This window comes from Streptomyces sp. NBC_00988 (assembly GCF_045162645.1).
In the GTDB taxonomy this organism is placed as follows: Bacteria; Actinomycetota; Actinomycetes; order Streptomycetales; family Streptomycetaceae; genus Streptomyces.
Genome location: NZ_CP108730.1, coordinates 7,452,871 through 7,465,442 on the forward strand (window position 1 = coordinate 7,452,871; position 12,572 = coordinate 7,465,442).

10 protein-coding genes are annotated in these 12,572 nt (G+C 70.7%); 4 read left to right on the top strand and 6 right to left on the bottom strand.

Annotated features, from left to right (window positions below):
- Positions 1-38 precede the first annotated feature (38 nt).
- Both OG496_RS34415 and OG496_RS34420 read right to left on the bottom strand, forming a co-directional pair.
- Positions 39-281, bottom strand: a complete 243-nt coding sequence (locus OG496_RS34415) for a hypothetical protein (protein WP_405973670.1) — start codon at positions 279-281, stop codon at positions 39-41.
- Positions 268-1,689 (bottom strand): PspC domain-containing protein, encoded by a 1,422-nt coding sequence (locus tag OG496_RS34420; RefSeq protein ID WP_405973671.1) that lies wholly within the window; start codon positions 1,687-1,689, stop codon positions 268-270. The genes OG496_RS34415 and OG496_RS34420 overlap by 14 nt, the downstream gene beginning before the upstream one ends.
- A gap of 392 nt (positions 1,690-2,081) precedes the next feature.
- Between OG496_RS34420 and OG496_RS34425 the strand changes: the two genes are divergently transcribed.
- Both OG496_RS34425 and OG496_RS34430 read left to right on the top strand, forming a co-directional pair.
- Positions 2,082-3,410, top strand: coding sequence for a PspC domain-containing protein (locus tag OG496_RS34425; RefSeq protein ID WP_405973672.1), 1,329 nt, complete (start codon positions 2,082-2,084; stop codon positions 3,408-3,410).
- Positions 3,407-4,126: a response regulator transcription factor gene (locus tag OG496_RS34430; protein WP_327401845.1), complete on the top strand. Its 720-nt coding sequence runs from the start codon at positions 3,407-3,409 to the stop codon at positions 4,124-4,126. The genes OG496_RS34425 and OG496_RS34430 overlap by 4 nt, the downstream gene beginning before the upstream one ends.
- 47 nt (positions 4,127-4,173) lie before the next feature.
- On the opposite strand, the gene OG496_RS34435 is transcribed toward OG496_RS34430, so the two are convergent.
- Entirely contained in the window at positions 4,174-5,253 is a 1,080-nt protein-coding gene (locus tag OG496_RS34435; protein ID WP_405973673.1) for an NlpC/P60 family protein, read from the bottom strand.
- A 414-nt stretch (positions 5,254-5,667) separates the two neighbouring features.
- On the opposite strand from OG496_RS34435, the gene OG496_RS34440 reads away from it, so the two are divergent.
- Entirely contained in the window at positions 5,668-6,021 is a 354-nt protein-coding gene (locus OG496_RS34440) for a hypothetical protein (RefSeq protein WP_019055618.1), read from the top strand.
- Here the strand turns inward: OG496_RS34440 and OG496_RS34445 are convergent.
- Both OG496_RS34445 and OG496_RS34450 read right to left on the bottom strand, forming a co-directional pair.
- The gene (locus OG496_RS34445; RefSeq protein WP_405973674.1) at positions 5,999-6,988 is read right to left on the bottom strand and encodes a tellurite resistance/C4-dicarboxylate transporter family protein; all 990 of its coding nucleotides are present in this window, start codon (positions 6,986-6,988) and stop codon (positions 5,999-6,001) included. The genes OG496_RS34440 and OG496_RS34445 overlap by 23 nt on opposite strands.
- Positions 6,989-7,085: 97 nt before the next feature.
- Positions 7,086-8,036 (bottom strand): C40 family peptidase, encoded by a 951-nt coding sequence (locus OG496_RS34450; protein ID WP_405973675.1) that lies wholly within the window; start codon positions 8,034-8,036, stop codon positions 7,086-7,088.
- Between the two features lie 311 nt (positions 8,037-8,347).
- Between OG496_RS34450 and pcrA the strand changes: the two genes are divergently transcribed.
- Positions 8,348-10,849, top strand: coding sequence for a DNA helicase PcrA (pcrA, locus tag OG496_RS34455; RefSeq protein WP_405973676.1), 2,502 nt, complete (start codon positions 8,348-8,350; stop codon positions 10,847-10,849).
- Positions 10,850-10,880: 31 nt separating this feature from the next.
- Here the strand turns inward: pcrA and OG496_RS34460 are convergent, their stop codons facing one another.
- Positions 10,881-12,410, bottom strand: coding sequence for a peptidoglycan DD-metalloendopeptidase family protein (locus tag OG496_RS34460; protein ID WP_405976763.1), 1,530 nt, complete (start codon positions 12,408-12,410; stop codon positions 10,881-10,883).
- Positions 12,411-12,572: the final 162 nt, after the last annotated feature.

Here is a 12,572-nt window from a genome sequence, read left to right on the forward strand (position 1 = left end):
TTTCCGGGCGGGCTGTCAGGCTCGCTCGCAGACGATCTTCAGCCGGATATGTCCGGACCGGGGTCGGCCGTGTTCCCGCGGCCGGCCTCTCGGCGTCTGCGGACCGCGCCGTTGATGCCCGCCACCACGCCGGCCAGCACCAGGCCGACCGTGACCAGCGGGATCACCGCGAACCACTCGGTCACCCACAGCCCGCCCGCGTCCCCGGCGTAGACCACGCCCGCGGCGGCGAGGAAGAGACCGGCGACCAGCTTTCCGGGCTGGAACTCATGACGCAGCACGGCTGACCTCCGCCTGTCCGACGCCGACCTGGAGGTCCAGGTCCAGCGTGCCGGTGCTCTTGACGCCCGTCGCCGGGGTCAGGGTGACCTGCTTGTGCTTGCCCGGCTCCACGTCCACGTCCTTCTTGTCGTCACCGGGCAACTGGATGTCCCCGACGCGTACGTCCACACTCAGCTTCACCGTCACGTTCGGCGGCACGATCACCTTCAGCTGCCCGACGCCCACCTCGGCGTCCGTCGCGACCGTCTGCCCCTTGGCCAGCCGCAGCCGGGTCAGGTCGAGTGTGCCCACACCGTTCCCCAGGTCGTACTTCGTCTGTACGTCCGCCACCGCCGCGGGCTGCCACGTGAGGCGTTCCCAGTGCGTGGTGAGGTCCTTGGGCAGGGCCGCCGAGGCGGCGAGCAGGCCGGCCGTGACGATCGCGAGGAACACCGAGCCCGCCCCTGTACGCCCGAGGAACGCGCTGATCGCGATCCCCAGGCCGAAGACGACGAGCGCACAGGCCAGGCCCGCCTGCAGGCTGGTGCCGAGCGCCTGGTCGTCCCACTTCGCGGCGGTGCCGAGGGCCCCCGCGAACAGCGCGAGCAAGAACACCCAGCCGCCGATCCAGCGCGGCCCACGCGTTCTCTGGGGCACCGGGCGGGGAGCCCGCTGATCCGCGGGCCAGTGCGGGTACGAGGGGGCGAGTCTGACGTCGATCACGTCCGCGATGTCACGGTCGCGGGAGTCGCCGGGGCCCCACAGATAACCGGTGCCACCGACGTGTGTGCCGTCCTTGACGATCGGATCACGCCACCAGGAGGGGTAGGCGGTGGCCACCGGCGGCGCCTGGGCCTCCGGCGGGGCGTCGGCGACGGCCTGCGCGGCGAGCGGGTCCGGGTCGGGGGCGCCGCGCTGCTGCGACCAGTACCCCGCGCCCGCCAGCAGGAGGGAGAGGACGACCGCGAAGGTCAGCACACTGGCGTTGTTCAGCATCGACAGGAACACACCGCAGCCGACCAGCGCGAACAGCACGGCGGCCAGGGCCTGGCCGTCCACACGGCCGGTGAAGAGCTTGCGGACCTCGTTCTCCTCCTCGTCGTCGTACGGGACGAAGAGCCATGCGAAGCCGTAGAAGATGAGGCCGATGCCGCCCGTCGCCGAGAGCACGGCGAGCGTGATCCGGAAGATCACCGGGTCCATGTCGCACTGCCGCCCGAGCCCCGCGCACACCCCCGCGAGCACCTTGGACCGCCGGTCCCGCCGGAACCGGTGCGGAGCCGCGGCCGCGGTGCCGTCGCCGGGCACGGCACCCGGCGAAGAGGCGGCACCGGCGCCGGGCACGGCGTCCTGCGGCCCGCCGCCCGCTCGCGGACGTGGGCCGGAGCCGGGTCCCGGACCCGTCGCGGCGCGCTCGTGATCTGTCATGCGTCCATGCTGCCCGCCGCGAGCCGCCGATGGCAGTCGGGACGACCCTGGCCGAACCCTGAAATCCGCCCCGACCCGGACCGGGGGAGTGTTCGAGAGGCTTGGGCGCGCGCCGGTGGGCTGAGCCGCGAGCTGTTCGCCGGGCGGGCGCGGTCGCCGAGGGCGGCCGGCTGCCCGCCGGGCTTCCTGTGCCACGGCGACTGACATCGCCACAGGCACCGCGACCGACTCGTGTGCTGGTGGCGCTCAGATCTCCCGCGGCCGCAGTCGACCCATCGATCGCGGACGCCCGCCCCCCTTCCGGCAACCCGTCAGAACCCCCGCCGCACGCCGATTTCGCGGACCGAGCGTGCCGAATTCGAAGATCAGGGGAGTCTCGGGGGTCGACCCTGATGCCCCGGGCGGCGGGGCGTGTGAACATCGGTGGCATGCCGGAAGCCGCAGCATTGCCCGTCGAGGACCCGCGGCCGCCGCGCAAGCTCTACCGCAGCAGTGACGGTCGCTGGCTCGGTGGTGTGGCGCGGGGGCTCGCCGGGCATCTCGGGCTGCCGGTGATCTGGGTGCGGCTGGTGTTCGTGGGGCTGTTCCTCGCGGACGGACTCGGCGCGCTGCTGTACGCCTCGTTCTGGTTCTTCGTGCCGCTCGGCGTCGGCGGGGTCGCCGGTCAGCGGCCCCCGTCGCTCGTCTCCACCGAGACCTCGCCGGACGGCCGCCGCAGACTCGTCGCCCGCAAGCCGGACAAGGGCCAGATCGTCGCCCTGCTCCTCATGGTCGTCGTCGCGCTGGTCTTCGTCGGCAATGTGAACCTGGGCAATGGTGCCAAGGCCTATCTCTTCCCGACCGTCCTCGTCGGCGCGGGCGTCGCCCTCGTCTGGCGCCAGGCGGACAACGCCCGCCGCGCCCGCTGGGCCGAGGTCGGCAGCCGCCGCCGTACGCTCAGCCTGCTGCGCGCGGGCGGCGGCGTCCTGCTCGTCACCGCCGGCGCCACCGCGATCTTCGTCCTCCAGGGCTCCGCCAGCCACCTCGGCTCGGTCCTCCAGGCCGCCCTCGCGGTCCTCGTCGGCATCACGCTGCTCGCCGGCCCGTATCTCGTGCGGATGACCCAGGACCTCTCCGAGGAGCGCCTGATGCGCATCCGCGCCCAGGAGCGCGCCGAGGTCGCCGCCCACGTCCACGACTCCGTGCTGCACACCCTGACCCTGATCCAGCGCAACGCGGAGAGCCCCAACGAAGTGCGCCGCCTGGCCCGCGCCCAGGAGCGCGACCTGCGCGCCTGGCTCTACAAACCGGAGGGCACCGGCAAGGACGAGGCCGACGAACCCGACACCCTCGCCGAGGCGGTGCGCCGGAGCGCGGCCGAGGTCGAGGACAAGCACGGCGTCCCCATCGAGGTCGTCGTCGTCGGCGACTGCCCGCTCGACGAGAGAATCGGCGCCCAGATGCAGGCCGCGCGCGAAGCGATGGTGAACGCGGCCAAGTACGGTGGCGAGGGCGGCGCCGTACAGGTCTACGCCGAGGTGGAGGGGAAGACGGTCTTCGTGTCCGTCCGGGACCGCGGACCGGGCTTCGACCTCGACTCGATACCCGCCGACCGCATGGGTGTCAGAGAATCGATCATCGGCCGTATGGAGCGCCACGGCGGTACGGCACGACTGCGCGCGGTGCCGGACGGCGGTACCGAGGTCGAGCTGGAGATGGAAAGGGTGGAGAAGACGTCATGAGCGACGCGACCGAGACGAACGAACCGGCGGAGCCGACCGGCGGGAGCGCGGGCGGGCGTCACGTGCGCGTGGTCCTCGTCGACGACCACCGCATGTTCCGTACGGGGGTCCAGGCCGAGATCGGCCGCACCGAGGAGACCGGTGTCGAGGTGGTCGGCGAGGCCGCGGACGTCGACCAGGCGGTCACGGTCATCACCGCGACCCGCCCCGAGGTGGTCCTCCTCGACGTGCACCTGCCCGGCGGCGGCGGGGTCGAAGTCCTGCGCCGCTGCGCCCCGTTGATGAGCGACGCCGAGCAGCCCGTCCGCTTCCTCGCCCTGTCCGTGTCGGACGCGGCGGAGGACGTGATCGGGGTGATCCGCGGCGGTGCGCGCGGCTACGTCACCAAGACGATCACCGGCACGGACCTCGTCAACTCCATCTTCCGGGTCCAGGAGGGCGACGCGGTCTTCTCGCCCCGCCTGGCCGGCTTCGTCCTCGACGCCTTCGCGTCGACCGACGCCCCGCCGGTCGACGAGGACCTCGACCGCCTCACCCAGCGCGAGCGCGAGGTGCTCCGCCTCATCGCGCGCGGCTACGCCTACAAGGAGATCGCCAAGCAGCTGTTCATCTCGGTGAAGACGGTCGAGTCCCATGTCTCGGCGGTGCTGAGGAAGCTCCAGCTGTCCAACCGGCACGAGCTGACGCGGTGGGCGACGGCACGCCGACTGGTTTGACCCGTAAGGGAGTTCACCCGGGACCCCTTGGGGGACACCCCGGGGATTCACACCACCCGGGTCGCCCCCGCGAACGGCATCTCGTCGATCGGCGCCAGCCGTACCGGAGCCGTCGGGTTCGGGGCGTGGATCATCTGGCCGTCGCCGACGTAGATGCCGACGTGACTGATGCCCGAGTAGAAGAACACCAGGTCGCCGGGGCGCAGTTCGGACCGGGAGACGCGCTGGCCGGCGTTGATCTGGGCGTAGGTCGTGCGGGGCAGGGAGACACCGGCGGAGCTGTACGCGGCCTGGACGAGGCCCGAGCAGTCGAAGGCGTTGGGGCCGGTCGCGCCCCAGACGTAGGGGCTGCCGAGCTTCTGGTAGGCGTAGGAAACGGCCGCCGCCGCACGGGAGTTGGGGGCGTCGGCCGCGGCGGCGGAGGAACCGGGCGCGGCCAGCGCGCCCCTAGCCGTCGTGGAAGAGCGTGACGCGCGGCCCGCGTCGCCGGTCGTGGCGTCCCCGACCTGCGCCCGTTGCTGTGGGGTCAGACCGGACAGCAGGCGGCGCGCCTGGTCCAGCTTGCCGTTGATCGTCTTCTTCTGCCTGCCCAGCTCCGCCTGCCGGGACTTCAGCGAGGTCAGCTCGATGTGCGCGGCGCCGCGCAACTGCTCGATCTCGCGCAGCTGTTGCCGTACGAGCTCGACGGCCGCCGTCTGCCGGTGGCCCATCCGGTCGGCGAACTCCGTGCTGTCCAGATACCGTTCGGGGTTGCTGGAGAGCATGAGCTGCACCGCGGGGTCGATCCCGCCGCCGCGGTACTGCGCGGCGGCGACATGACCCAGCGAGTCCCGGGCCGAGTTGAGCTTCTCCGTCTTGCGTGCCGCCTCGTCCCGCAGGGTGTTCAGTTGCTTCTCGGCCGCGTCCGCCTTCTCCTTCGCGCCGTCGTACTTCTCGGTCGCGACCTCCGCCTCCTGGTACAGCTTGTCCACCTTGGTCTTGACCTGCGTCGGTGTCAGCTGTGGCTCGGCGTGCGAGGTCCCGTCGAAGCCGGTCGCCGTCGCCGCGCCCGCGAGGGCGATCGTTGCCGCCGTACGGGCTGTATTGCCGCTGAGCGAGCGCTGTCGGGGCTTGCGGTGCGCTGCCACGTGGACTGCACGTCCTTTCGTACGACCGCCGGGGGAGCGGGCGATTGCGCGTCCGGCGGCGGCCCGCACAGGGGGAGCGGGCCGCCGCCGGACATTCTTCGGCGGTGGTGGCCGACTGCCGCCCCTGGTCCGGGCGGCGGTGGGGAGCCGGTCACCTGGTGGAGGACGCTAAACCTGATGGTGACGGCCCGGTAACGCATGTGCACAACTGACATGAGGTGATCGGCAATTGACCGTAAGTGACTGTGATCCCGGTCCGGGGCCGCCGCCTTCGCACGGAGCGCTGACCGAAGCGGCGGTTCCGGCGCGGGGCGGGTCGGCGTGGTGCTATGGCCGCATATATGCAAGGGCCGGGAAGCGGTAACGAGGGGCGGTGTCGGTCAGTCCCGGAGCCCCTGATTAGGCTCCGATCCCATGGACGTACTCATCCATCTCTTCGTCGGCCTGCACATCATCGGCATCGCCGCGCTGCTCGGCGGTTTCCTCACCCAGATGAAGGCGATGGGCCAGGGCACGGCCCGCTTCGTCCCCGGCATGCTGCACGGCGCGCTGACCATGCTGGTCACCGGCGCGATCCTGGTCGGCCTCAACCAGGCCGACGATCAGCACGTCAACAACATCAAGATCGGCATCAAGCTCGCGCTGCTGATCGTGATCCTCGGCCTCGTCTATGTGAAGCGCGACGAGGAGACGGTCGACAAGAGTCAGTTCGCGCTGGTGGGCGGGCTGACGATGGTGAACATCTTCATCGCGGTCCTGTGGACGTGACCCCGGACGTGGCGGCGAGGTAGAACCGGACCGTCCCCGCGGCGACCACCAGCCAGGCCGCCACCGCGATCCACAGAACCACCTCCCCGGGCGTCCGCAGCCACGAGACGCCCACGGCGGTCCCCACGGACAGCATGGTCGCCGCCGTCATCCCCAACGGGAACACCGTCGACCAGCGCCGCACGTCGAAGCGCAGCCGCGGCCAGGCGATCTCGGCGCCCAGCAGGACGGCACACCAGGCCACGTCGAGCACCAGCAGTGCCACTGTCACGGCCCGCAGGACGCCTCGGTCGTCGGAGTTCCACAGGTACAGGCGCGCGCTGTCGGCGGCGATCAGCTTCGACCCGGCCAGCGCCGAGACGGCCAGCGCACCGCCGACGATCCAGTGGTCCCCGACCCCGGTGATCACCTGCCGCCACTCGAAACGGGCCAGCGCGAACCCGTAGAGGACCAGCCCGAACCAGAACAGCACAAGCGCCGTGTGTGCGAGCCAGGCCACCGACTCGGCCCCGGCGATCGTCGCCCCCAGCACGGCCAGCGACTGCGTGGCCACACACCCGAGGAACACGGTCCCGGGCATACGTCCCTGCCAGTTCCGTACGACCCGTACGAGCAGCCAGGGCCACAGCACCGCGGCCAGCGCCAGCAGCGCCTCGGCCACCGTCTGCCAGCCCGTTGCCGAGAACCGCGTCCCGAGTACGGCGGTCGCGGCCGTGGCGGTCAGCGCACCGGGTGTCCCCGCCTCCGTGAGCCACCGCCGCCGGTCCCGCAGCAGCCGTACGGCGAAGTCCGCGGCCAGCCCCAGCCAGAAGGCGCAGGCCACCGCGAAGGCGATACGGGACAGCACCTCGTACCCCGTGACACGCAGGCCGACCGACATGATCGCGGTGGCCATCACGACGGCCCCGGCCGCCGGCGGACGCTGTGCCCACCAGGCGCGGAAGCGGGAGATACCGGTATCGGGCATGGCCCGATGCTAGGGAGCGGCCCCGGTACCGACGACGGGCCACGCGCGCGTGGAGCTCAAAAACACCTGCACGCGTGCGTGCGTGCCGAGAGCCCGCTCAGGCCGGCCGCACCACGCTGTGGACGGTCGCCGCGCCGTCGTGGTGGACCGACTCCTCGCGCACGTAGGCGCCGGGCTTCGGGGCGTGGATCATCATGCCGTCGCCTACGTAGACACCGACATGGCTGATGTCGTCGTGGAAGAAGACCAGGTCACCGGGTTGCGCGTCGGCCAGGGAGACCGTCGTGCCGGCGTTCGCCTGGTCGGTGATGACGCGCGGGAGGGTCACTTCGGCTGCCTTCCAGGCGGCCTGGGTGAGGCCCGAGCAGTCGTACGAGCCGGGGCCGGCGGCACCCCAGACATACGGCTTGCCGACCTGGGCGCGGGCGAAGGCGACGGCCTTGGCGGCCTTGGTGGAGTAGAAGGAGTCGGCGGAGGGCGAGGAGCCGGAAGGGGTGCTCCGCGCCGCCTCGGTCCGCTGCTCCCGCGCGGTCGGCCGCGCCAGCAGTTCGCGCGCGGTGGAGAGCTTCTTCTGGACGGTGGCCTTGGCCGTCCTCAGGTCGCTCTGCGTGTCGTCGGGGGTGTGGAGGCTCTCGGCCGTCTCATGACGAACCGCGTCCTTCTGGCGGCTGGTCAGCCGGCTCATCAACTGGGCCTGCTCGAAGTAGTCCCGCGGGGTGTCCGGGAGCAGGAACTCCGAGGCGTCCGCGGCTGAGGCCCCGGTGCGGTACTGCGCGGCGGTGAACGAACCAAGCCGCTCCCGCGCGGAGTTGAGCTTCTGCGCGAGCTTGGGCACGTCCTCCGGGCCGGTGTCGACGCGCCTGCGCTGCCTGGCCGCCCTCTCCCTGGCCGCGTTGTACGTCTCGGTCGCAGACTCCGCCCGCCGGTAGAGGTCGTCGACCTTCTGCTCTACCTCTCCGAGGCCCGGGTTGCCGTCGTCGGCGGCGGGGGTCCATATGCCTGCGATGCGCGAGCCCGCGGAACGCGGCTTGCGGTGCGACGACGCCAAAGGAGGCGACTCCTTCCGGATGGTGCCCTACGGGCCGTTGTTGCCCTACGGTCCATGCTCCGAAAGGGAGTTGGACCGACGCACCCCAGGTCGGTGGTGGTGTGAGGGGCGTACGGCTTGATCGAACGCTAACCAACTCGTGTGGTTTCTGTGAAGGTTGATGTTCGATATGCCCGATACGCGTCCGTGACTTTGGCCATGCGCGGGATCAGTCGTCGCTGATCGTGATCGACCGGTTCTGGTCCGTGAATTTTCCCGAGTTCCTGGGGTGGCGGCCGGTTGTCAGTGCGGCGCCCTAAACTCGGAGAGCGATGAGCAGCCTCTTTGACGACAGCTTCCTGGCGAATCTTCAGGCCCCTCCGGCCTACGACGAAGAACCCCCGCCACCGCCCGAGGACGAGGACGGACCGGAGCCGATTCCGGACGACCTGTTCGGCGGGAACTTCGACGTGCCCGCGAGCAGAGACGCCCACTACCGGGACGGCGCCCCACGCCCCGTGGTCGACCCGGCGGCGCTCCTGGACGGGCTGAACGAGAACCAGCGCGCGGCCGTCGTCCACTCCGACACCCCGCTGCTCATCGTGGCCGGCGCCGGCTCCGGCAAGACCCGTGTGCTCACCCACCGCATCGCCTACCTCCTCGGCGAGCGCAACGTGCACCCCGGGCAGATCCTCGCGATCACCTTCACCAACAAGGCCGCGGGCGAGATGAAGGAGCGCGTCGAGCAGCTCGTCGGCCCGCGCGCCAACGCGATGTGGGTGATGACCTTCCACAGCGCGTGCGTCCGCATCCTGCGCCGCGAGTCGAAGAAGCTCGGCTTCACGTCCTCGTTCTCGATCTACGACGCCGCCGACTCCAAGCGCCTCATGGCCCTGGTCTGCCGCGACCTGGACCTGGACCCGAAGCGCTTCCCCCCGAAGTCCTTCAGCGCCAAGATCTCGAACCTGAAGAACGAGCTGATCGACGAGGAGGACTTCGCCGCCCAGGCCGCCGACGGCTTCGAGAAGACCGTCGCCCAGGCCTACGCGATGTACCAGTCGCGGCTGCGCGAGGCCAACGCCCTCGACTTCGACGACCTGATCATGACGACGGTCAACCTGCTGCGTGCCTTCCCGGACGTCGCCGAGCACTACCGCCGCCGCTTCCGGCACGTCATGGTCGACGAGTACCAGGACACCAACCACGCGCAGTACGCGCTCGTGCGCGAGCTGGTCGGCACCTCCGAGCACCCGGTCGACGTCCCGCCCGGTGAACACGACCTGCCGCCCGCCGAGTTGTGCGTCGTGGGTGACGCCGACCAGTCGATCTACGCCTTCCGCGGGGCGACGATCCGCAACATCCTCCAGTTCGAGGAGGACTACCCGAACGCGACGACGATCCTCCTGGAGCAGAACTACCGCTCCACGCAGACGATCCTGAGCGCCGCCAACGCGGTCATCGAGCGCAACGAGTCCCGCCGCCCCAAGAACCTGTGGACCAACGCGGGCGCGGGCGCGCAGATCACCGGCTATGTCGCGGACACCGAGCACGACGAGGCGCAGTTCGTCGCCGAGGAGATAGACCGTCTCACCGACGCGGGCGACGCGAAGGCCGGAGACGTCGCCGTCTTCTACCGGACGAACGCGCAGTCCCGTGTCTTCGAGGAGATCTTCATCCGCGTCGGCCTGCCCTACAAGGTCGTCGGCGGCGTCCGCTTCTACGAGCGCAAGGAGGTCCGGGACGTCCTGGCCTACCTCCGTGTGCTGGCCAACCCGGAGGACGCGGTCCCGCTGCGCCGCATCCTCAACGTCCCCAAGCGCGGCATCGGCGAGCGCGCCGAGGCGATGATCGACGCCCTCTCGCAGCGCGAGAAGATCAGCTTCCCGCAGGCGTTGAAGCGCGTCGACGAGGCCTACGGCATGGCCGCGCGGTCGACGAACGCGGTCAAGAAGTTCAACACGCTGATGGAGGACCTCCGTACGATCGTCGACTCCGGCGCGGGCCCGGCGACGGTCCTGGAGGCGATCTTCGAACGCACCGGCTACCTCGCCGAGTTGCAGGCCTCCACCGACCCGCAGGACGAGACCCGCATCGAGAACCTCCAGGAACTGGCCGCCGTAGCCCTGGAGTTTGAGCAGGAGAACAGCGGAGGGGAGGGGGAGAGCGAGACGCCCGTCGGGCTCGCCGCCTTCCTGGAGCGGGTGGCGCTGGTCGCCGACTCCGACCAGATCCCCGACGAGGACGAGGACGGCTCCGGAGTCATCACCCTGATGACCCTGCACACCGCCAAGGGACTTGAGTTCCCGGTCGTCTTCCTCACCGGCATGGAGGACGGCGTCTTCCCGCACATGCGCGCCCTCGGCCAGGCCAAGGAGCTGGAGGAGGAGCGGCGCCTCGCGTACGTGGGCATCACGCGCGCGCGGGAACGCCTTTACCTGACACGCTCGTCGCTGCGCAGCGCCTGGGGACAGCCGTCGTACAACCCGCCCTCCCGCTTCCTGGAGGAGATCCCGGCGGCGCACGTGGAGTGGAAGCGGACCGGCGCGATGGCGGCTCCGCCGTCGACGGGTCCGGCCTCGGGCATCGCGGCCTCGCTGTCCTCGTCCCGCTCGCGCTCGTCGGCGTCGGGTGCGTCGGGCTTTGCCACGCGCAGGACCTCGGAGAAGCCGGTCGTGGCGCTGGCCGTCGGCGACCGGGTCACGCACGACCAGTTCGGGCTCGGCACGGTGGTCGGCGTGAAGGGCACGGGGTCGAACGCGGAGGCGACGGTCGACTTCGGGGAACCCAAGCCGAAGCGGCTGCTGCTGCGGTACGCGCCGGTGGAAAAGCTGTAGCCCGTAAGGGAGTTGGGGCGGCGGGGGCGGCTTACGTCGGGTCGAGCCCGTGGCTGCGGAGCCACGGGAGCGGGTCGATCGCCGCCCCGCCCGCCGGGCGCACCTCGAAGTGCAGGTGCGGGCCGGTGGAGTTGCCCGAGTTCCCGGAGTACGCGATCGGGTCGCCGGCCTTCACCGTCGTACCGGAGGCGACGCGGTAGCTGGAGAGGTGGCAGTACCAGGTCTGCGTGCCGTCCTTCTCCGTGAGGATCAGCATGTTGCCGTAGGCGCTGTTCCACTTCGTGGAGACGACGCCGTCGGTCGCGGCCATCACTGTCGTGCCGTACGAGACGGGGAAGTCGATGCCCGTGTGCACGGACATCCAGTTGACGCCGGCCTGGCCGAAGTAGGCGCTGAGGCCCTTCTGCGTGACCGGCAGCACGTACTTGGGGCGCAGCCGCTCCTTGCGGGCCGCCTCCGCCGCCGCCTTCTTCTTCTCGGCCTCCTGCTGGGCCTTGAGGTCGATGCGTTCCTGCGTACGGCTGGCCCGGTCGGCGAAGTCGTCGGCACCGGCCGACAGGCTCTTGATCTGGGCGTCCAGCTTGTTGTTCGCGACGGACGGCTTGACCGAGGTCGCGTCCGAGGCGGAAGCCGTCGTGTCGCTGCCACCGGTCAGCGTGCCGACGGACGCGGCGGCGATCCCGGCGACACCCATCACACACGCGGACGGCACGGCGATGGTCATCAGCGCGGACCGCTTCGGAGGCGTACGGCGGCGGGAACGGCTCCCGTTGCGGGCCGCGGCGCGCGAGCCGGCCGGGGCCGGGCGCGGGGTGAACTCCTCCTGGTCGTCAAGGAGTTCGGGGCGGGTCTGGGCCCTGTCCTGCTGTTCCGGCTCGGCCTCGTCGAGGGTGGGCATCTCGCCGGTGGCGGTCAACTCGCCGTCTTCCGGGGCTGGTTCGTCGTACGTGCCCTCGTGCGTCCCGTCGTACGACGCCTGTTCAAAGGTGGTGGTCTGTTCAAAGGCGGTGGTCGCGTCGGCGGCGGTGCCGTCGGCGTTCCACTGCGTGGCGTCGTACGCGCCGGTGTCGAAGGCCTGCGTGCCCCATTCCCACTGCTGGGTCTGGTCGGCGGGGGCCGCTGCGGGATGGGCCGACTGGTCCGGCTGGAGCCAGGCGTTCGCGTTCCACTGCCCGCTGACGTCGGGGGCGCCGGTCTGCGGCGGGATGGCGGACAGCTGCTGGTAGTCGGCCGACCAAGCGGTGTTCTCGTAGGCGCCCGTGTCGTACGTGGCGTGGTGCTGGGCCGCGTACGGGTCGTAGTTCAGGGTGTGTTGGGCACCCGTGGACCAGGCGGAGGAGCCGTAGGCGCCGGTCGCGTGTGCCCCGGTGCCGTGGCCGTTGCCCGGCATGTCGCCGAAGAGGGGGTCGGTGGCGAAGCTCGCGGTGGCCTGGGCGCCCGGGTGGAAATCCGTGGCGGTGTGGTCGCCGTACGTGGTGAAGTCACCGTACTGGGCGTCCTGCCCGCCGTACGACGCGTAGTGCGCCGAGGTGGCATCGGAAGCCGGAGCCGGGGTGGTCATGGTCCCCGACGGGTGACGATCGTTCACCAACTTCTCTATTCGCCTCGACAACAGGGGCTGCCAGAGCAGTGCGGTGGACTGTACCCGGCAGTATGCGGGCGCGACAATCTTCGTCAGGTTTCGCGTCAGCAGGAAACGGGCATTCGGCCGTGTTTCGGGGGA

Coding starts and splice junctions, on each gene's coding strand:
- OG496_RS34420 (WP_405973671.1), bottom strand. CDS start 1,689: ATGACAGATCACGAGCGCGCCGCGACGGGTCCGGGACCCGGCTCCGGC.
- OG496_RS34425 (WP_405973672.1), top strand. CDS start 2,082: ATGCCCCGGGCGGCGGGGCGTGTGAACATCGGTGGCATGCCGGAAGCC.
- OG496_RS34430 (WP_327401845.1), top strand. CDS start 3,407: ATGAGCGACGCGACCGAGACGAACGAACCGGCGGAGCCGACCGGCGGG.
- OG496_RS34440 (WP_019055618.1), top strand. CDS start 5,668: ATGGACGTACTCATCCATCTCTTCGTCGGCCTGCACATCATCGGCATC.
- OG496_RS34445 (WP_405973674.1), bottom strand. CDS start 6,988: ATGCCCGATACCGGTATCTCCCGCTTCCGCGCCTGGTGGGCACAGCGT.
- pcrA (WP_405973676.1), top strand. CDS start 8,348: ATGAGCAGCCTCTTTGACGACAGCTTCCTGGCGAATCTTCAGGCCCCT.
- OG496_RS34460 (WP_405976763.1), bottom strand. CDS start 12,410: ATGACCACCCCGGCTCCGGCTTCCGATGCCACCTCGGCGCACTACGCG.